At 46.1% G+C, this 20,945-nt stretch carries 11 protein-coding genes; 6 read left to right on the top strand and 5 right to left on the bottom strand.

Annotated elements, in window-relative coordinates:
• Window positions 1-73: 73 nt before the first annotated feature.
• On the bottom strand, window positions 74-3,997 hold the full coding sequence (locus QUB25_RS20500; RefSeq protein WP_445251970.1) for a CHAT domain-containing protein: 3,924 nt from the start codon (window positions 3,995-3,997) through the stop codon (window positions 74-76).
• Window positions 3,998-4,563: 566 nt separating this feature from the next.
• Between QUB25_RS20500 and QUB25_RS20505 the strand changes: the two genes are divergently transcribed.
• Window positions 4,564-10,329, top strand: a complete 5,766-nt coding sequence (locus tag QUB25_RS20505; protein ID WP_333185528.1) for an AAA family ATPase — start codon at window positions 4,564-4,566, stop codon at window positions 10,327-10,329.
• Between the two features lie 141 nt (window positions 10,330-10,470).
• Here the strand turns inward: QUB25_RS20505 and QUB25_RS20510 are convergent, their stop codons facing one another.
• Window positions 10,471-10,665, bottom strand: coding sequence for a hypothetical protein (locus tag QUB25_RS20510; RefSeq protein WP_333185576.1), 195 nt, complete (start codon window positions 10,663-10,665; stop codon window positions 10,471-10,473).
• A 192-nt stretch (window positions 10,666-10,857) separates the two neighbouring features.
• Between QUB25_RS20510 and QUB25_RS20515 the strand changes: the two genes are divergently transcribed.
• The 3 genes from QUB25_RS20515 (at window position 10,858) to QUB25_RS20525 (ending at window position 14,499) form a co-directional block, all read left to right on the top strand.
• Window positions 10,858-11,490 carry an alpha-ketoglutarate-dependent dioxygenase AlkB gene (locus QUB25_RS20515; protein WP_333185529.1) on the top strand — a complete coding sequence of 211 codons (633 nt, stop codon included), beginning with the start codon at window positions 10,858-10,860 and terminating at the stop codon, window positions 11,488-11,490.
• A 637-nt stretch (window positions 11,491-12,127) separates the two neighbouring features.
• Entirely contained in the window at window positions 12,128-13,021 is an 894-nt protein-coding gene (locus tag QUB25_RS20520; protein WP_333185531.1) for an isoaspartyl peptidase/L-asparaginase family protein, read from the top strand.
• Between the two features lie 203 nt (window positions 13,022-13,224).
• Window positions 13,225-14,499: a carbamoylphosphate synthase large subunit gene (locus tag QUB25_RS20525; RefSeq protein WP_333185533.1), complete on the top strand. Its 1,275-nt coding sequence runs from the start codon at window positions 13,225-13,227 to the stop codon at window positions 14,497-14,499.
• Between the two features lie 110 nt (window positions 14,500-14,609).
• Here QUB25_RS20525 and QUB25_RS20530 read toward each other — a convergent pair whose 3' ends face one another.
• The 3 genes from QUB25_RS20530 to hisD all read right to left on the bottom strand — a co-directional run bounded on the left by QUB25_RS20530 (window position 14,610) and on the right by hisD (window position 18,190).
• Window positions 14,610-15,677, bottom strand: coding sequence for a tetratricopeptide repeat protein (locus tag QUB25_RS20530; RefSeq protein WP_333185535.1), 1,068 nt, complete (start codon window positions 15,675-15,677; stop codon window positions 14,610-14,612).
• Between the two features lie 446 nt (window positions 15,678-16,123).
• Window positions 16,124-16,552: a universal stress protein gene (locus QUB25_RS20535; RefSeq protein ID WP_333185537.1), complete on the bottom strand. Its 429-nt coding sequence runs from the start codon at window positions 16,550-16,552 to the stop codon at window positions 16,124-16,126.
• Window positions 16,553-16,876: 324 nt separating this feature from the next.
• The gene (hisD, locus tag QUB25_RS20540) at window positions 16,877-18,190 is read right to left on the bottom strand and encodes a histidinol dehydrogenase (RefSeq protein WP_333185539.1); all 1,314 of its coding nucleotides are present in this window, start codon (window positions 18,188-18,190) and stop codon (window positions 16,877-16,879) included.
• A gap of 890 nt (window positions 18,191-19,080) precedes the next feature.
• Here hisD and rpsT point away from each other — a divergent pair.
• Window positions 19,081-19,383 carry a 30S ribosomal protein S20 gene (gene rpsT / locus QUB25_RS20545; protein ID WP_332954892.1) on the top strand — a complete coding sequence of 101 codons (303 nt, stop codon included), beginning with the start codon at window positions 19,081-19,083 and terminating at the stop codon, window positions 19,381-19,383.
• A gap of 232 nt (window positions 19,384-19,615) precedes the next feature.
• Window positions 19,616-20,395, top strand: coding sequence for a TatD family hydrolase (locus tag QUB25_RS20550; protein ID WP_333185542.1), 780 nt, complete (start codon window positions 19,616-19,618; stop codon window positions 20,393-20,395).
• Window positions 20,396-20,945: the final 550 nt, after the last annotated feature.

Below are 20,945 nucleotides of genomic sequence, written 5' to 3' on the forward strand. Positions count from 1 at the left end.
AGAGAATCGCGGGCTCTCCGGCCCGCACCACAAATTACATAGTTCTCATGTACTGGGAAATGAGATCATAACATTACCAAGGACTCCCAATCATCGTAAATCCCGCCCAATAATAAGGATGGGAGAGATTTACATTAGTCAGTTCAGCTAATTCTGGCGGCAATTCTAACTCCTTATTTAAGTTTGACAAAATTAAACGGCCATTTTCAATGCGAACTTGACCTTTGAGCATAGCAATTTGAGCCTGCCGCAAGGCTTCGGCTTTAATAGGCGCGACCTTTAAGTGATGGTAAAATTCAGCCATTAACCCTAAAGTACCTTCATCGCTGACGTACCAAAGACTCGCCAAAACTGACTTCACCCCCGCTTGCACAGCTAACCCCGCAAAACCTAATTCGGTGTCATCATCACCCACAGCAGTTTTACAAGCGCTCAACACCAATAACTCAACTTTAGGCGGCTGATTCCACCCTAGTTCGCGCACGCGATCGAGTGTTAGCCTGGTGTCTGATAACTGAATGTAAGAATTGCTCGCTGCTCCTGACTTAAACTCTCCGTGAGTGGCGAGGTGAATAATGCGAAAGGCTTGGGTGGTGCCTTGCGACCTCAGATTGTTGAGAGTAAAGGTTTGGTTGAGGAAGGATTCGCTTTTCCATTCGGAGGCAATAGCCTCAAGTTCTGCGGGCACTGCTGGCAAAGGTTTGTTATCGGTAAATTGCGAGGCCCCCATTGCTAAAACTTCAGCATTTTTAAGGCTTTCATAGTTAGTATCGGTCAAGTTGACGCTGGGAATAAGTCCCATGCTGTATTTTTCTACTAGAAATTGAGAACCATCATGGAGGGCAGCTAAGGGGAGCGATCGCAATCCCGCATCCATACTAAAAAGTAGGGTGTCGATACCTTGAGCTTTTAACTCGGCTTCTAAGGGGGCAATTATCCACTGATAGAGTTGCTGGGATGCTGGCAAATACGTCTGAGTATTGACTTTTATAGGATTAAGGAGTTCTTGCCTGAAATTGGCGGCGACTTGCATCAGAGTTTCGCGCCGGGCGGCGGGGATGCTTTTATGAATTGGGAAACCAGTAGGGGGAACGATAATCAAGTCTAATTGTTCAGGGCGGGCTAAGGCGTAGATAATGGCTGGCTTAGTATTTGTTTGGCTAGCGATCGTTCTAGTTATTTGCTGTATAGCCGTAAAAGATTGCAAATCGCCCCTGACTTGCTGGTTGACGTATGACCCTACTTGTTCGCTATAGAAGATATCGACAAATAAACTGGCTTGAGGGATATCGCCTTTATCAATCTGTTGTGTGATATCGCTAAGACTAACCGTATTTAGAATGATTCCGCCTTGGTTCGTTTTGCTTTCTAGAGGGGATCTTGAGTCGGAAACTGCCGCGTTGCTGTTGCTATTGCTGTTGCTGTTGCTGTTGCTGTTAGCTGATTGCGCGATCGCGTTGGTAATTGAAATATCCGGTAAAGGGAAGGTGGCATCAAGAGACGGAGATAAAGTTGGTGTCGGAGTAGGTAATGGCATCGGCGCTAGCATTTCAGGCGCAATGGAGGGCCCAAGCAATATCGGAGACGGTATTGCTTGTGGAATTGGCGCAGGTGAGGGCGTTGGTTCTGGTATTAAAGATGGCGCGGGTGATGGCGTTGGTTCTGGTATTAAAGATGGTGCGGGTGATGGCGTTGGTTCTGGTATTAAAGATGGCGCAGGTGATGGGGATGCCGTTGGCTGTGGGGTTGGAGATGGTGTCGGTTCCGGTGTTGCTTGTGCAGTTGGAGATGGTGTCGGTTCCGGTGTTGCTTGTGCAGTTGGAGATGGTGTCGGTTCCGGCGTAGGTGATGGTGTAGGAGATGGTGTCGGTTCCGGCGTAGGTGATGGTGTAGGAGATGGTGTCGGTTCCGGCGTTGGAGATGGTGTTGCTTCCGGCGTTGGAGATGGTGTCGGTTCCGGCGTAGGTGATGGTGTTGGAGATGGTGTTGGTTCCGGTGTAGGTTCCGGCGTTGGTTCCGGTGTAGGTTCCGGCGTTGGAGATGGTGTTGGTTCCGGCGTTGGAGATGGCGCGGAAGTAATGATAGTAATATTGCCCTGAGTGTAAGTGCTAGGTGGCACTGGCACCGCGAACTGTGGCGAAATTGTCTCCGAACCTGATGCGATCGCTCCTGTCGTCCCATTGGTTGTCGCATCGCCGACAATAAAAGGTGTAGTCGTGCCCCCCGCGTGACTAATCGCGATCGCGCCTCCACCGGTGTCATTAGCGCTGGAAATGCTCGCATTTACACCGTTACTATCTGTAAAAGTGCCGCTAACTGTGAGAAGATTGCCAGCCGTGAGGTCAATACTGCCGCCAGTAGACTGAAGAGTGCCTGTAACGGCGATGTCGCTGGCAGCTTTGAGAGTAATATTACCCCCAGAAGTGGCGATCGCATCCAGCGCAATGTCCCCTGCTGATTCCAAAATCACAGGCCCGCCTGCTGTCGAAATCGCTCCCACTCCAATGCTATTGCCCGAAGCAACACCCCCAGAAGCAAAAAATGTCTCCCCTGCTGTCGTATTCGGCGGCACATTGGCAGCATTCGCCAGAGTCGAAACGCCCGATCGCAGAATTAAAGCTGCACTACCTGAAAGCACCGCCGCATCTGGATCGGCGGAACCCGACAAAGTAGTATCTGGCCCAGTGATAGTAATATCTCCCGCTGCGATCGCGCCTTTTGCTTCTACCTTAAGTGAGGTTCCAGTATAATCACCAAATCTCACATCTCCATCAGAGCTAATAATCGGGTCGTACAAACTCAAAAAACTGCCACCGCTGCCAGACAATGTGAGAATACTTACATTACCTCCCGCAGCGAAGTGAGCATCACCGGAAACATTGCCATTGCTCAATAATGTGATATCCCCTGCGGATTGGAATGCAGGGTTAGGGTAATTTAGCGCGAAGATATCAATATTTTGATTACCTTGTATAGTAAGATTGCCGCCCGCGATCGCCCTGAAAGCGTTATTTCCATCCCGCACCCGCACCGTATTTCCTGCCAACAGATACAAGTTGTTCTCAGTAAGTAGCTGGCTTTCTACCAAAGTGAGATTACGTGCTGCCGAGAGTGTAGCATTCTGACTATTAACAGTAGAACTAGCGATCGCCACATCCCCGCTTTCCACCCTCAAACCCGCCGTCAAAACCACTTCTCCTGCACCGTTAACCGAGATACCAGTAGCAGAGTTCCTACCTGCGCCCGCAAGCAATTGCGGAAGAGACAAAGGCAGAGATAATTGCCCATTCTCTGCCAACAATCCCCCGTCAATAACTCCTATTTCTAAACTTAATAAATGCCCTTCTTGACTAATCAGAACAGCATTCTCACCGGGAACAGCAGCGACAATAATATTACCTTGGGGAGCCTTGAGGAAACCTGTGTTGACAACTGTGCCGCCAATTAAACTTATACTTTGCCCCGGCCTGACTGCTAAAGTACCTGCATTGAGGATACTTCCCGGTTGGCTGAGATTAAAGTAAAAAGTGTTCGGAGTTCCTATCAGCGTACTGTAATCGTTCGCTCCGGCAACATTGAACAAACCCGAATCAAAACCGATGTTAGTAGCAGTAGTAGCTGTAAAAGCAGCCGGAAGATTCAAGCTAGCATTAGGGCCAAAGATAATGCCCGAAGGATTTATTAAAAACAGGTTGGAATTGCCGCCACTTACTTGAATTAAACCCTTAATAATAGAAGGATTGCCGCCTACTACCCGTCCTAAGATGTTGCGAATAGCGGGAGTAGAAATAAAATTAGCAATCTGCCCTTCGCTAAGCCCAAACTGTTGAAAACTGTGGAAAAGATTCGCTCCATCTCTAGAAGTTTTGCCACCTGTGATATTCAAGCGCTCGCCGTTGTCAGGCGTGACAGTAGTGCCAGTGCGATCGGGTGCGGGAACAATGGGTTGTCCTTCTACCGCCGCTGTACTCAAAATAGTGGCTGCGATCGCTAGCATTGCAGCACCCTGTATAGAAAAGAAGGCTAGTTTCATTAGGTTTGAGCTGGCAGAGCACGTATCGGACAATTATAACTTTAAGGTATTAGTTGCTCAGTGCGGTCAACTGCGGCGTAAACTTAGCGATTAAGAACCTCGTCACCATCAGGGCGGTTGCTTTACCTGAAAATCACATTCTGCACTCTCAACTCTCACGATCGGTTTTTACTTATTTTTATCCAGCAATAAAGCTACAATTTATAGCTTTAAACCGTACATTGACTGATAAAAAACTTTTTAAAGACCTAATTTATTATTTTAAAAATAGAGTTTTCTGCGTAATTATGCTGTGTTACACCCCAAGCAGCGTAATGTGGGCTGAAAATCACAGCAAAAGTGCGATCGACTGTTGGTGCACCATACAAATTAGGCGATCGCACTCGGGGCAACCAGAAAGTATTTGCAGGCTGCTACCGGAAAAACTAAACATTTGTTAACAAACCTTTTTTTTGCCTTTATAACGCGCTATTCTCTACACAAAGCTGGTGCGTTTTGACTGCGCGTTAATGTTTACCATAAAAATCAATATGCTCTCTATTGCAGGCGTTGCCGTCCAGACACTTCTCTATGAAAGCGCCAACTCTCTGGTTTACCGGGCGATTCGGGAAGCAGATAACCAGCCGATTATCCTCAAACTGCTCAAAGAGAGCTACCCCACACCTCAAGAATTGGTGCGCTACCGCACCGAATACCGCATCACCCAAGAGTTGAAAGAGCCGGGAGTCGTGCAGGTTTATGACTTGCAAAAATACCAAAACAGCCTCGTGATGTTTGTGGAGGACTTTGGCGGCGAATCCTTGACAATTTGGATGCAGCAGCGAAAGTTTACTCTGGAGGAATTTTTGCTTCTTGCGATCGCCACAACTGAAATTTTAGGGCAAATTCACAGGGCAAACATCATCCACAAAGATATTAACCCTTCTAATATTGTTTACAACCCGGAAACGAAACAATTAAAAATTATTGATTTTGGCATTTCTACTCAGCTAACGCGAGAAACACCGAGCCTGAAAAACCCCGGCCTTCTTGAAGGAACTCTCGCTTACATATCGCCGGAACAAACTGGCAGGATGAATCGCTCTCTCGATTATCGAGCTGATTTTTACTCGCTTGGTGTCACCTTCTACGAATTGCTGACAGGAAAACTGCCTTTTGAGACAGAAGATGCTTTAGAGTTGGTTCACTGCCATATTGCCAGACAACCAGTTCGTCCGCACGAAATCGAGCCAGAAATTCCCCTAATTGTGTCTCAAATTGTCAGTAAACTGATGGCGAAGAACGCCGAAAACCGCTATCAAACTGCCTTGGGAATAAAGCACGATTTAGAAATGTGTCTGGTTCAATTACACGAAACGGATAGCATAGCAGAATTTGACTTGGGAACGCAGGATATTACAGACCATTTCCTGATTCCCGAAAAGTTATACGGTAGGGAAACTGAAATTTCTCATCTATTAGCCACATTTGAACGAGTCACTACAGGTAGCGCCGAAATGATGTTGGTAGCTGGCTTTTCTGGCATTGGTAAAACCGCAGTCGTGAACGAAGTGCATAAGCCTATAGCCAGACAGCGGGGCTATTTTATTAAAGGCAAATACGACCAATTCCAGCGCAATATTCCCTTCAGTGCATTTGTGCAAGCATTTCGGGAATTGATGGGGCAATTGCTATCAGAAAGTGATGCTCAGTTACACACATGGAAAACCAATATTCTGACAGCAGTCGGTGATAGCGGGCAAGTGCTAATTGACGTAATTCCTGAATTAGAACGCATCATTGGCGCTCAAAGTCCTGCACTAGAACTGTCAGGGAGTGCTGCCCAAAATCGCTTCAATTTGCTGATGCAAAAGTTTGTGCAAGTATTTACCACCGCCGAACATCCCTTAGTGATGTTTTTGGATGATTTGCAGTGGGCGGATTCAGCATCCCTGAAGTTGCTACAACTGTTAATGCAGGATACGGGGCATCTGTTAGTGTTGGGTGCTTATCGGGATAATGAGGTGTCACCTACTCATCCGTTTATGTTGACGGTGGATGAGATTGTGAAGTCTGGGGCAGTGGTGAATACTATTACCCTGCAACCGTTGAGTTTAGCAGATCTCAATCAGTTGGTAGCAGATACGCTGATTTGCGATTTATCCTTAGCTCAACCTTTGACAGAATTGATTTATGAAAAAACTAAAGGTAATCCCTTTTTCTCGATTCAATTCCTCAAGTCTTTATATGAAGATGGGCTGATTATTTTTGATCGCCCTGTGTCCCCCCTTACTAAGGGGAGAAGTCAAGGGGCGTGGCAGTGCGATATTACTCAAGTTACATTTGCCGACGCCTCGGATGTGGTGGAGTTTATGGCGGTGCAATTGCAGAAGTTGCCGAAAGAAACTCAGAATGTTCTAAAATTGGCGGCTTGCATTGGGGCGCAGTTTGATTTAGATACATTAGCAGTAGTCAGCGAAGAAGTACCCGAACCAACGGCATCAGTGCTATGGAAAGCTTTGCTTGAAGGAATCATTTTAGTGAGTGCAGAAGGCTATAACTTCATTCAAGCAAATGCTCAATCCCCTCCTGGATCTGTTGCTAATCCAACTTATAAGTTCCGGCACGATCGCGTTCAGCAAGCGGCTTATTCATTGATTCCCGACGACCACAAACAAGCCACACATCTCAAAATTGGACAATTGCTCCTACAAAGTTCCTCAGAGGCCGAAATAGAGGAAAAACTGTTTGATATTGTCGGGCATTTGAATCTAGGAATTGAGTTAATCGCTAGATCGAATGAACGGGAAGTCTTAGCCCAATTCAACTTAAGAGCCGGACGTAAAGCCAGAAATTCTACCGCCTACGTTGCGGCAAATATCTATCTGCAAACAGGGATTGAGCTACTGAGGGCCAACTGCTGGCAAAGTCAGTATGAGTTGACCCTGAATCTCTATATTGCTGCTGCCGAAGTCGCCTATTTGAATGCTGACCTTGATGGTATGGAACAGATGGCAGCACAGGTTTTGCAAAAAGCCCAAACAATTTTAGACAAAGTTAAAATTTACGAAATTCAAATTGCCGCCCAGACAGCCCAAAACAAGATGTTAGAAGCGATCGCAGTGGGTAGAGATGCCCTGCGACTACTGGGAATCGATCTCCCCAGCGAACCTGACGAAGCCTTGATTAGTAAAGCGCTACAAGCCCTTGCCCGCCAACTCCAGGATAAACGGATTGAAGAACTAGCTAATCTGCCGATGATGACTGATGCCAAGGCTCAGGCAACCATACAACTGTTAGGAATGTTAGGTTCACCCATTTATCAAGGAATGCCGAGTTTAATGCCCCTAGTTAGCTCCACGATGGTGAGTTTATCGCTCCAATTTGGGAATGCACCCGCATCGACGGTGGGGTATGCGATGCACGGGTTGGCGTTGTGTGCCTTTTTGGGAGAGGTGGAAACCGGCTATGGCTTTGGGCAATTGGCACTCTCTTTGCTCGATCGGTTCAATGTACGGGAATTCAAGTCTATAATTCTGCTTTTGTTGGGTGGTTGGATTCAGCATCGTCAAGAAGATATCTTGGCAACGATACCGACGCTGAAAGATGGCTTTACGGCTGGCATGGAAACAGGCGACTTTGTAGAGGCTGGCTCCAACATATATATGTATTTTTATAGCCATTTATTCGCTGGGGTAGAACTAGACACTTGGGAAGCAGAAATAGCAGATTACAGGGCTGTCATGGCGCAGTTGAAACAATATTCGGCTCAGATTTATTTGGATATGATTCAGCAGACGGTGCAGAACTTGAGGGAAATCGGTATTCGGTCGGATTACTTAATAGGCAAGACCTACGATGAAACGGTGATGATTCCCAAGCACCAGCAGGATAATCAACTTTCGGCGCTCGCTGATGTATATATCTCCAAACTGCTGCTTGCCTACTTATGGGCAAACTACACCGCTGCTGTAGACTACATTACCAAAGCCAAACAGTATTTAATGGCACTATCGGGAATGTTGTTTGTTCCCATTTTCCATTTCTATGCCGCCCTGACGAACTTGGCACTTTTCCCTACACAGCCAGAAACCGAGCAAGCTGATCTTCTCGCCTCTGTGGAAACCCATCAAACCACTCTGCACCAATGGGCGCAAAATGCTCCGATGAATTATCTACATAAATGGTATTTGGTTGAGGCAGAACGGCAACGGGTGTTGGGTAATAAAGCCGAGGCGATTGAAATGTACGATCGCGCCATTGCTGGAGCTAAAGAAAATCAATTTCTCAACGAAGAAGCCCTAGCTAATGAACTAGCAGCCAAATTTTACCTAGAATGGGGTAAAGAAAAAATTGCTCAAACCTACATGATTGAGGCGTACTATTGTTATGTCCAATGGGGAGCCACTGCTAAGGTAAAAGATTTAGAAACCCGATATTCCCCGCTATTAATACCTATTCAATCTGCAAATAAAAACATTAAAAATACCGCAACAGTGACGACTGCTGGTTCGGGTAGCTATCTAGATATCACCACAGTCATGAAAGCTTATCAGGCGATTTCCTGTGAAATTATGCTCGATAACCTAATGTCTAGCCTCATGAAAATTTTGATGGAAAGTGCAGGAGCGGAAAGAGGGTATCTAATTTTATCAAGTCAGGGAAAACTGTTAATTGAAGCTGAAGGGAAAATAGAGAACAATCCCGTTACCGTGTTGCAGTCAATCCCCGTTGAAAATTGTAAAAAACTTTCTGAAGCAATTGTTAATTATGTGACCCGCACTCAAGAAAGCGTCGTACTAGATGATGCTGTCCGAGAGGGACAATTTACTAACGACCCCTACATCCAAAAAAATCAGCCTAAATCAATTTTATGTGTGCCGCTGATTAACCAAGCTCAAATCATTAGTATTGTTTACCTAGAAAACAATCTCACAGCGGGAGCTTTTACGCCAGAAAGAGTGGAACTATTAAAAGTGTTATCTGGACAGGCGGCGATCTCGATTCAAAATTCTAAGCTTTATACCGAAGTCCGCGAAAATGAAACGAGGTTGACTCAATTCCTAGAAGCGATGCCAGTAGGGATACTTGTACTCAAACCCAGTGGTACACCTTACTACGTTAATCAGAGGGCGCAGCAGCTTCTGGGAAAAGGAGTTGCACCTGATGCCACGCGCGAACAATTGGCAGAGGTTTATCAAGTCTATACCGCTGACACTTCCAAACCCTATCCTGTTGAAAAAATGCCTGGACTACGGGCATTAAATGGTGAAAGTTCCACTGTTAATGATGTAGAAATCTACCAGAATGACAAGGTTGTACCCATCGAAGTTTGGGGAACCCCTATCTATGATAATCAGAGCAATATTGCCTACGGCCTAGCAGCATTTCAAGATATAACGGAGCGCAAAAAAGCTGAAAGAGAGCGAATCAGATTTACCGATAAATTGTTCCAAATCAACAAAGCTTACGAGCGTTTTGTCCCCAATCAATTCCTCCATTTTCTAGAAAAATCAAGCATCATTGAGGTGGAATTGGGCGACCAAGTTCAGTTAGAAATGTCGGTGCTATTTTCCGATATTCGCGACTTTACTACGCTTTCGGAAACTATGACGCCGGAGGATAATTTCAAATTTATCAATTCCTATCTTTCTCGTATGGAACCTGTTATTAATGAAAATAAGGGGTTTATTGATAAATATATTGGCGATGCGATTATGGCGCTGTTTAGTGGGGAAGCTGATAATGCTGTGAAAGCGGGAATTGCCATGCTGCACTGCCTCGTTGAATACAATCAAAATCGCGCCAATTGTGGTTATCCACGGATTCAGATTGGGATTGGCATCAATACTGGAACTTTGATGCTGGGAACGGTGGGCGGACCAAATCGCATGGACGGGACAGTAATCAGCGATGCGGTGAATTTAGCTTCTCGGGTGGAAAGTTTGACGAAAAATTATGGGGTGTCGATATTAATCACCCAGGAAACTTACTCGCGTTTAGAAAATCCATCCCAGTACGCAATCCGCACCCTCGATACGGTAAAAGTTAAGGGAAAATCTGAAGCGGTGACGGTTTATGAAGTTTTTGATGCTGACACACCAGAAATCAAAGCGGGCAAGTTAGCTACGCTGGAATTGTTTGCAGAAGCGAGGGCAAATTACTTGCAAGGGAAGTTAGCTGAGGCGGCTGGGCTGTTTGCCGAGTGTTGGCGTCAGAATCCGGGCGATCGCGTCTCTAAAATTTACTGGGAACGCTGTCAGTCTACTCTAAGAAATCGCACAAAAATCAAAGAGCGGCCACACAATTTAGATTAATCATAAAAGTCCAAAGCTCGATCGCTACATTGTTGGAAGGGGAGATCATTTTCATTTTTCACGAGTGGTATTGGGGCGACGGTTGGGTGCAGTCTCGGTTGGAGGGAGTGTGGCTGCTGCCACTGAATTTGCGGCAAACAGCTAGTTTTTTGCCGCTGCGGGAGTTTTTGGCGGGTAAGCAGAAAGCCTCAGAGTGATGTGAAGGCCGATCGCTTCATTGAGGACTAGGATTAGGTCAAGATCCATCACAGCAGCGATCGCGGGCAAGGAAGGCAAAAGCAAGAGTAACCGAATTTTTCTGGCATTATCTAAACTTATATCCCTGTGTAAAAACATACCAAAACATATCCTATACTTTTCGCCCAATTCGGTATGCAACATTAGCTGTAAGTTTGGGAAAAGTAATTATCCTTGTCTTGTTAAAATGCTAAAATTAGCTTTAGATGATTAATGGTAAAGCTGGGCAGTGCTTGTGTCAACAACTGTAGATTTATAAATTTCAGTAAAACGTAATCAGCGAGCAGATTTATGTATACTCAACTTTCATTGTGGGAAGAGCCAAAAGCAGAAAGCCAGAAGCACGGTCAGCAATTATCTCTACCTGATGCCGAAATAATCATGTACCGCGACTTCTTCAATAACCATGAGAGCAACCAGATATTTGCGGAATTGTACGGCACTATTAATTGGAAGCAAGAGGTGGCTCTGCTTTTTGGCAAGCAAGTCGCTATACCGCGACTTAGCGCCTGGTACGGAGATGCAGGTAAATCTTACACTTACTCCAAAATAAAAATGGAGCCTAATCTATGGACACCTACACTTATAACAATCAAATCTAAAATAGAAGCAATAGCAGGTACCGTGTTTAACAGCGTGTTGCTTAATCTATATCGCGACGGCAAAGATAGTGTAGCTTGGCACAGTGATGATGAATCAGAACTTGGTGAAAACCCAGCGATCGGTTCTGTAAGTTTTGGGGCTACTCGTCGTTTTATGCTCAGGCACAAATACCAAAGAGAAACGAAATTAGAAATTCAATTAACTCCTGGAAGCTTCCTGCTGATGAAAGGAGCAACCCAGCATTTTTGGCAACACCAAATCCCGAAAGCAGCCAAAGTTACTGAACCAAGAATTAACCTTACTTTCAGGAAAGTAATCTAAATTAATTAAGGGTAATTTGTAATTCGCATATGCGTTTATCGGTCTTTAATTGCGGTTTTAATAAAAAACTATTGCAACTTTTGTTACCAGTAAAAGTAGCGATTTTCGCACAGCAATAACAGTACCGCCGAATTAGCGATCGCACGGGAGTGCCGCTGCTAAGGCTGAATTTGGGTCAAACGGCTAGTTTGTTGCGGCTGCGCGGGTTTTTGGCGGGTCAGCAGAAAGGCTCAGAGTGACGTGAAAGTCGATCGCACCTCTTTTCTCTCAAAGTCTCATTCTTCACGTTTAGCAATTTTGCCTGTTAAGGTGTAGTGCATCCTCTTAAGTTTTACCTCATCTTTACTCCCTAACTCTTTCAATTTCCTTAACTAACTGGAAGCTAAATGCGATCAAACTATTGACATAACTTTAGCAACATATATATTAATAATTCGTAAATAGCTAGGTCGGGAGGAATACAAATCTCGACAAAAATAATTATATCTGAAGATAGACGAATCCTAAATTCAACATAGCTAGGCTATATAACTAGCATCAAATAAACTACTTGAAAATTGCTTATAATAAATTGATTAATATAACGAATGATATAAGGAATTTTTAAGTAGAGCTTAAGATAAAAAAAAGGAAATTTATGGTACTGAGTATTATTGTTCACGGTGGAGCAAAAACCATCACACAAGACAAGGTTGCAGCCAACAATGCAGGCTGTACCGCAGCAGCAGAAGCTGGTTGGGCAGTGCTCACAAGCGGGGGTACAGCAGCAGAAGCTGTTGAGGCAGCTATCCGGGTTCTGGAAGCTGACCAGACATTTAACGCAGGCTTTGGATCGGTTCTCAACAGTAAGGGAGAGGTAGAGCTAGACGCAGCGATGATGGAAGGCGGTTCATTAGCTTGGGGAGCCCTCGCAAATGTTAAAGGGGTGCGCCATCCCATCTCCGTGGCGCGAAAGATTATGGATAAAAAACCCATGTTCTTAGTAGCGGATCACGCAGAACATTTTGCGGCCGAAAATGGAGCCGAGATGTGTAAAAAAGAAGACTTAATCGCTGATGAGCAACAGGAAGAGTGGGAGGAGGAAAAAGAAGTTATTGACCGCCCCAATACCGTTGGTTGTGTAGCTTTGGACAGCAGCGGCATTTTAGTTGCCGGTACCTCAACAGGCGGCACTATGAATAAGCCCGCCGGTCGCGTCGGCGACAGCGCCATTATCGGATCGGGCTTGTTTGCTGAAAATGAACAGGGCGCTTGCTCGACCACAGGCGATGGCGAGTCGATTATACCAGTAGTTCTAGCTAAGACGGCGATCGACATTCTCGCGTCCGGCAAGCACCCAGACGATGCAGCGCAGATGGCTATTGAGACTCTGGCATCTAAGGTGGCAGGAGAAGCTGGGTGCATCCTCATAGACCCTCAAGGGCGGGTTGGCTGGGCGCATAATTCAACGGACATGGCTTGTGCTTATAGAACCTCAGGAATGGACAAGGTGGCTGTGTTCACTAAGAAAAAACAACTCGTCCGTCATTGAAATTATTGAGGTTGCATTCTCCCTAGTTGGAGAGTGTTAAAATTCCGCAACTAATACCTTGTTTCCTAGGTATTAAGTAGCTGGGCATCAATAAACACTTTTTCAATTTGTAGGGCGGGCATTGCCCACCCTACTTTTAATTATGTCGAGCTACTTAGTGGCCGGCCAAACAGTTCAATTCAAACTCGACTTGAAGGTTTATTATGAACTCAACATACGACTTTCCTTACTTTCAGGGGAATTCTCTTTCCGATTTATTTGCTGCAGACATCACAGATGCACGTTATGCGTTCATCCTCAATTACCCTGCAACTGCCAGTTGGGCTGCTTACCCCAACAGAAAAAAATACTTTATTCAAGACGGCAGCAGTGAAGCCACCAAAACTTCTTTCGACAAGATTGGTCAGAAGGAACCTTGGAAAAATCTGGCTGTGTTAGGCGATGCCATCCCAGGGATTGTGATTAATTCGCCGCCGAACTCGCTGATGGATTATTGGCGGGAGCATTTTGGCTTCAGCTACAGCAGTATGGAGATGATAGACTGCTCAACTTATCTCGAAGATCTCAGCGTAAGCGATCGCTTTGACAAACTCCTGACTCTATTTCCCTTCGACAATCTCAAACCCGAAAAACACGCCGTCCATCCCGACATCCACTACCACTTGCTCAGCAAAGCAACCCTAGCAGAATTAGGCGTGCAGTGTCCGAAATACCAAACCTACAATCTGCACGAAGTCAATCTCGAAAGCATTCAATTACCAGAGCAATTCCCCTACTTGATTAAAACATCCCACGGACTTTCTGGAGAAGGCACTTATATTATCAAAAGCGCCAGCGATCTGAATTACTGCTTGCAGGAAGTGAGGAAATATCTTGATATCAAGTTGCTGGAAACGATTATTGTCTCGGAATTCGTCAAGAATGAAGTGCAGAACTACTGCGTGCAGTTCTATGTAAGCAAAACCGGAAATATCACGCTTATCGGCACTACCAGCCAACTTGTCACCCCAGAGGGTAGCTATTTAGGGGGACTAATTCACTACCGCGAAACCGACATGAGTCGGTTTTTTGAGATGATTGGCGCTATTGGTAAATATGCTCACCAACAGGGTTATTTCGGCGTTATTGGCTTCGACGTGCTGGAAGACTCTGAGGGACAGTTGTATGCCATTGATGCCAATTTCCGAGTTAATGGCTCGACTCCGCTTTGTGTGCAGCGCCATACCTTACTGGCGCTGGGAAAGGAGGTGGCTCAATATTCCAGTAACTGGCGAATGGATGGGACTTTGGAATCGATTCTTGTGACGCTGAAATCAGAACTCGCTCGCAAGGACTTGATCATCCTGTCGGCTTTAGAGAAGGTTAAATACGGAAAAATCTACACGGAAATTTACGGGATAGTTGCGGGTGAGGATATGAAGGAAATGCAGCACATCGAGGAGAATTTGCACAGTAAGGGATTGCAGCAATTTGGTTGATATCTACTCTACCCATTGCAGCGGTTATGGGGTTCAATTAAATCGGCTTAATAAATATTCCCCAAAGGCAAAATCTCCTCGGTCGGTTTCTCCAAACAATCTCTAAGTCGCTACTTTGCTGAAAATTTTTTAATTTTATTAACAGCATCTTGATAGTGACTGGTTTTTCCTTGTTGCTTGTACAAGTCAGCGGCTTTTTGATAATCTGCCATCGCCTCTGCTTTTTTCCCTAGGGCAGACTTGGCATTACCTCGATTGTAGTAGGCGACGGCATCACCCACCCTTAAACCCTGGTCTATAGCCTTACTATAATCCGAGATCGCGTCTTCTTTTTTCCCTAGGTCTGACTTGGCATTAGCCCGAACAAAGTAGAAGAAACCATCGTTGGGGTTCAGGTCGATCGCCTTATTATAATCGGCGAGCGCCTCTGCTTTTTTCCCTAGGTCTGACTTGGCATAACCGCGATCGTTGTAGGCATCAGCATCTTTTGGATTTAGCTCGATCGCCTTATTATAATCTGCGAGCGCCTCTGCTTTTTTCCCTAGGGCAAACTTGGCATCACCTCGACGATTGTAAGCGGAAGCATCTTTGGGATGCAAGTATATAACCTGATTAAAATCTGCGATCGCCTCGGCTTTTTTGTCTAGGATAAAATTTAATAAACCCCGAATTTTGTAGCCATTAGCCTCTTTGGGATTCAGCTCGAACGCCTGATTAAAATCTGCATTCATTTCTTCTTGTTTCCCTAGCATAGACTTGGCTAAACCCCGATTTTTGTAGGCGGAAGCATATTTGGGATTCAGCTCGAGCGCCTTATTGAAATCGGCAATCGCCTCTTCATATTTCCCTAGTTCCAACTTGGCATAACCGCGATGGTTATGGGCATCAGCATTTTTGGGATTCAGGTCAAGCGCCTTAGTATAATCGGAGAGCGCCTGTTCATATTTCCCTAGCCGCAACTTGGCTAAACCCCGATTTTTGTAGGCATCAGCATCTTTAGGATTCAGCACGATCGCCTTAGAATAATCTACGATCGCCTCTTCATATTTCCCTAGGACTGACTTGACATTACCCATATTGTTGTAGGTAGAAGATGGCGTCGAACAAAGTGCCACCCCAAACAGAGTCAAAGCAGCAGCCAGAATTTGCGGAATCAAGCGATGCGGTTTTTTAGTCATAGCCTTGGCAGTTAGTAAGTTTTAATAAAACTGCTTTTTAAACGGTTTCATAAACACGCCGAATTGTATCGGAGTGTGTGATAATTAGAAAAATATTGTGACTTTAAAGTCACTGTAAAACCCACTATTGCTGGAGATTACACATCCTTATCCTTTTATTGGGAAAAGGCGGATTGGGCGAGACATATATAACCGACGAGAGACTCAGGTCACAGTCCAATCAAAATTTATCCTGCTGACAGTCTAACTACTGTTTGAAACGGACTCTCAAATTTTTACAACAATTAACATGATAAATAAACAAAAAGTTGTATCCGTGCGTCAGAGCGCATTATAATTATCGGCCGATTAAATAACTCTTGGCTGACGCACCCTAAAAGTTTTAGCTACTATCAATCTCCGTGGAACAGGCGTCTCGCCTGTCAATCTCTGCGGTTCAATTCCCCTTACTTAGCCCGCACAACCAACACCGAACAAGGAGCCTCAGCGACAACCTCCGCACTCACCGATCCCTCCAAAATGCGCTTTAAACCAGTCAAACCCCGACAGCCGATCGCAATTAAATCCGCCTTATAAATATTAGCCAAACGCACAATTTCTTCTGCTGGTTGTCCCGAAACAATCTCCAATTCGCTCTGGCAAGGCAACTTTTCCTGATAAGATTGCAGTAACTTCTCCACCTCTCGGTAAGCAATCTCATCTCCCTGAGCGTGAGGTCGATCGACAACCGCGTCAAAATCCGACATACCAGAACTGACAACATGAACTAGAATCACCTTTGCCGTCGGTTCTAGCTGAAATTGTCCTACAACTTGCACAACCCGTTCTGCAAGCTCTGAATTGTCGATCGCTACCAAAACAGTATTCAATACCATGCACCTTTAAATCTGAGATATTTAGACTTTAAATATTTCGTTGATTGTCGCCTACTTTCCCCAATTTTCGCGCTTCCCACCCACATCATTATTACCTACCCAGAAACCCGGTTTCTTAACATAATTGCGTCATTTAAGCAAGATACTTGAAGAAACCGGGTTTCTTAAGCCCGCAGTGCGTAAGTAGGTAAGTGCAAATAAACTGGACCGCTTGGCACAGAATGTAAAGCTACCATAATCGCAAGAGAATTGCTTCCTTTCATTGCATTTCACTCGCTTTTGACTACCTCTGTATTTTGCCGATCATCTACTTAAATCTACCATCTAAAAGTCACCCTTTCCCTCATTTTCAGTCCGCAGCCGCACTGAATCAGCGTGAGAAGGAAGCCCCTCTGCTTCCGCCAAAACATTAATCGCCCTACTCACCTTCTTAAGTGCAGCCGGCGAATATTGAATCAAACTCGAATGCTTCATAAAAGTTTCGACACCCAGCGGCGAAGCATAGCGCGGAGCCCCAGAAGTCGGCAAAGTGTGATTCGGGCCAGCCAAATAATCACCTACAGCTTCCGGCGTCGAGCAGCCCAAGAAAATCGCCCCAGCGTGGCGAATTTGCTCGAGCAAAGCCCAGGGATCTGAAACTTGCAACTCCAAGTGTTCGGGCGCAAACTCGTTAGAGAGTTCCGCCGCCGCTTTGAGCGAGTCAACTACCACGACTAAACCGTAGTTGGCGATCGCCTTTTCTGTTAAAGTTCGGCGGGGGTGATTTGCCAACTGTCTGTCTACCTCAGCCACCACCTTCCTAGCCAGCACCGAATCCGCCGTCAGCAAAATTGCCGACGCCATCGAATCGTGCTCAGCTTGAGCCAACATATCCGCAGCCACGTGCACGGGATTCGCCGAACCATCCGCAATAATCAGCACCTCCGACGGGCCAGCCAGAGAATCGATCCCCACAGTCCCGTAAACCAGCTTTTTGGCAAGGGTGACGTAAATATTCCCCGGCCCCGTAATTAAATCCACCTTCGGAATAGTTTCCGTACCGTAGGCCAAAGCCGCGATCGCCTGCGCCCCGCCGACCCGATAAATCTCATCAACTCCCGCTTCCTGAGCCGCTACCAGCACCGCAGGATTCATTTTCTTCTCCTGTCCGGGGGGAGTACACATCACCAGTCTCGGCACCTTGGCGACCTTCGCAGGAACCGCATTCATGATCACCGAGCTCGGATAGGACGCCTGACCCCCAGGAATGTAGATTCCCGCTCGATCGACCGGCGTGTAGCGCTTGCCCAAAACAATCTCGTCATCGCCAAACTGCACCCAAGACTTGGGTACGCGCTGTCGGTGAAACGCCTCTACCTGTTTGCAAGCCAGCCGGATGGCATTTAATAATTCTTTCGACACCTGCTGGTAAGCAGCATCCAATTCGGCGCCGCTGACCCGTAAATCTTCCACATTTAGGGTCATGCGGTCAAATTCAGCAGTGTAGTGCAGCACAGCCTGATCGCCTCTGCGCCTTACAGCTTGCAGCACCTCCCGCACGGTGGCTTCTTTGTGAACGACAAGTTCGTCATGGGTGCGATCGCAGATCCGTCGCAGTTCAGCTTGTGCCTCAACCCACTGAGTAATGATTCGCAGCATGGAGATTAGGAATGCCGTCTATAACTTCACTAACATTTGCTTGACAATTGGGGATTTTTGTGGCGTTCTCCTAGAGAAGTAGGCCACCACCAGTCCACAAGCTTAAACCGCGAGAGTCGCGGCATTTTCCCAGGCTTCAGTGCAGCGTTTAAATCTCTGTCGAGGATTTTGCAACACTGAGGACAAGTCACAACCTTCTCTAGGAATTGCCCGCCAGAGAACCGGGTGCCCGGGGAGAGGGTTGGAACGCAGAAGGGGAGAGTGTCCGACCCCGATAATATCCGAGAGGGAGAGTGTTCGATCGGAAGAATTTTGATTCTGCCTTCTACTTTCTACCTTCAGATCCGTGCTGTCTTCTACCTTCTACCTTCTACCTTCAGCTTTTTACCTTCTACCTTCGGTAAGTGCTTCTTGCCGAAGCCCAAATCACCCGTATTCTTTGTTATAGCTTAACTTGGATTTTTCAGAGAATTGGATTTTAAGCAGAATAGGTGCTATATTAGTTTTTCCAACACCTGATAATTTTTTTATAAAACGCCAAATTATTGTATACTTGAAAATTGCGCGTAAGAAACCGTGACTTTAACTGGTGACGGTGGAAACACCGCAAAACGCCTCCGAAAGACCAGTGTCATACCTTTGGGTATCGTCAGGGGTAAAAAACAGGCCGTTAAATGAGTCAATAAAAAATTATTGCGCGGGCGTTGCCAAAAAGTACCCGCAGACTCAGCTCAATCTGAGCCCAAGGAGAATGGCTGTCTGACTCAGCCCTTAAAATTCAAGCTTTTTGGGGATCGCTCCCGAAAAGGTTGTCCTTCAAAATCCCCGTGTCTTGAGACTGTCTTGAGACTAGGGTGTATCAATGAATACCTACTTCCAGCAACTGAACTATGGCAAATATTAAGTCCGCCGTCAAACGAGTCAAAATCGCCGAACGCAACCGCTTGTACAACAAATCTTACAAGTCAGCGGTCAAAACTTTGATGAAGAAGTATTTCGCTGCCGTTGACAAATACGCCGCAGCTCCGAGCCCGGAATTAATGCAAGAAGTCCAGCAGCGAATGTCTGAGGCATACAGCAAAATCGACAAAGCTGTCAAAAAAGGTGTACTCCACCGCAACAACGGCGCTCGCAAAAAGTCCCGCTTGGCAAGAACTCTCAAGCCACACGAAGTATCATCGGTAGCATCTTAAGGAAGCAGAAAGTTCGGCAACGAAGCAGTGTACAAGATTGAAGGGATGGATGTTGAGGGAAGAAGTCAAGCGTGAAGCAGTCAAGCGTGAAGCAGGAAGAAGGAAGAAGGAAGAAAGAAGACGGAAGATTTTTCCCACACACTCTCTGCCACTCCCACTCCCCGACTCTCTCACTCCCCCCTCGCCCTATCCCACCAGGACTCTCCCGTATCACCTCTAATCTGCTTCCCCCATGCAGCTCATCGACACTCACGTTCATATCAACTTTGAGACCTACAAATCTGAGTTAGAAGCCATTCGAGAACGCTGGCGCGAAGCTGGTGTAGTTCGGCTGGTTCATTCTTGTGTAGAGCCAGAAGAATTTGCCGGCATTCAAGCAATCGCCAATCAGTTTGCCGAAGTCTCGTTTGCGGTTGGACTCCACCCCCTAGATGCCGAGAAGTGGACAGACGAGACGGCGAGCCAGATTAAGGAATTAGCGAATTCGGACTCTAGGGTAGTGGCGATCGGCGAAACCGGACTGGACTTTTATAAAGCTGACGATCGAGAACATCAGTTTAAAGTGTTTGAAGCACAGCTTGAAATCGCCCAGGAACTTGACAAACCAGTCATTATCCACTGTCGCGACGCCGCCGCCCCAATGGCCGAAATGCTGAGGAACTTTTGGCAAACACGCGGGCCAGTGCGCGGGGTCATGCACTGCTGGGGAGGCACGCCCGAAGAAACCCAGTGGTTTTTAGACCTAGGTTTCTACATCAGTTTTAGCGGAACAGTCACCTTTAAAAAAGCCTTGCAAATACAAGAATCAGCTTGTATGGTAAATAGCGATCGCATCCTAGTCGAGACTGATTGCCCTTTTCTCGCCCCCGTACCCCAGCGGGGAAAACGCAACGAACCAGCCTACGTCTACTACGTAGCCGAGCAAGTTGCTAAATTGAGAGGAGTTTCTCTCTTAACTTTGTCCCAGCAGACAACCGAAAATGCCTGTCAGCTATTCGGCTTTTCAGTTTAGCTTATTCAGAACAGAGAAACGAGGAAAACAGGTCGATTTAGGGGCAAGCCATAGGGACAATCCCATTTCTATCCTGCCGGAAAAACCGGATTCATCCTTTATTGGAGATTCTTTTGGCGTTGCCTGCTGCGATTGGATTTGCGTCCTATAATAAAAAGAACCGACCGATCGGGCGTTGGCTTAGTATCCGATCCTGCGATGTCGCCCGCTTGAGGCCAACACAACGCGAGTACGCTAACCTTCGGGATCGGTCACAACTTCACGCAATACCTCAAACTTACACACTCAAACTTACACATCAGAAGAAACTTGGAACCTCAGCAATTTGGCAATAGCTGTCAAGTCAATTTTAGGAGTAAAAAGTGTAGGGGATTTACCCAGGAAAACCACGAGATCGGAGCTAAAAGCATCTCGATCGAAACCAAAATCCGCACAAAAATACTGCGAGCAACCCGCAAAAATAACCGTTGCAGCAGTTGGTAGGCGATCGAAAACATCATATAAATTCTCTCACACAATCAATCAAAAAAACGCAACAAGGTAAAAAAGC

Source organism: Microcoleus sp. B3-D7 (assembly GCF_036705305.1).
Taxonomy (GTDB): domain Bacteria; phylum Cyanobacteriota; class Cyanobacteriia; order Cyanobacteriales; family Microcoleaceae; genus Microcoleus.

What these genes read in the sequence shown, in the direction of transcription:
- QUB25_RS20530 (WP_333185535.1), bottom strand. Translation starts at nt 15,677, where the DNA reads ATGACTAAAAAACCGCATCGCTTGATTCCGCAAATTCTGGCTGCTGCT.
- QUB25_RS20520 (WP_333185531.1), top strand. Translation starts at nt 12,128, where the DNA reads ATGGTACTGAGTATTATTGTTCACGGTGGAGCAAAAACCATCACACAA.
- QUB25_RS20505 (WP_333185528.1), top strand. Translation starts at nt 4,564, where the DNA reads ATGCTCTCTATTGCAGGCGTTGCCGTCCAGACACTTCTCTATGAAAGC.
- QUB25_RS20515 (WP_333185529.1), top strand. Translation starts at nt 10,858, where the DNA reads ATGTATACTCAACTTTCATTGTGGGAAGAGCCAAAAGCAGAAAGCCAG.
- QUB25_RS20535 (WP_333185537.1), bottom strand. Translation starts at nt 16,552, where the DNA reads ATGGTATTGAATACTGTTTTGGTAGCGATCGACAATTCAGAGCTTGCA.
- rpsT (WP_332954892.1), top strand. Translation starts at nt 19,081, where the DNA reads ATGGCAAATATTAAGTCCGCCGTCAAACGAGTCAAAATCGCCGAACGC.
- QUB25_RS20510 (WP_333185576.1), bottom strand. Translation starts at nt 10,665, where the DNA reads ATGTTTTTACACAGGGATATAAGTTTAGATAATGCCAGAAAAATTCGG.
- QUB25_RS20550 (WP_333185542.1), top strand. Translation starts at nt 19,616, where the DNA reads ATGCAGCTCATCGACACTCACGTTCATATCAACTTTGAGACCTACAAA.
- QUB25_RS20500 (WP_445251970.1), bottom strand. Translation starts at nt 3,997, where the DNA reads ATGCTAGCGATCGCAGCCACTATTTTGAGTACAGCGGCGGTAGAAGGA.
- hisD (WP_333185539.1), bottom strand. Translation starts at nt 18,190, where the DNA reads ATGCTGCGAATCATTACTCAGTGGGTTGAGGCACAAGCTGAACTGCGA.
- QUB25_RS20525 (WP_333185533.1), top strand. Translation starts at nt 13,225, where the DNA reads ATGAACTCAACATACGACTTTCCTTACTTTCAGGGGAATTCTCTTTCC.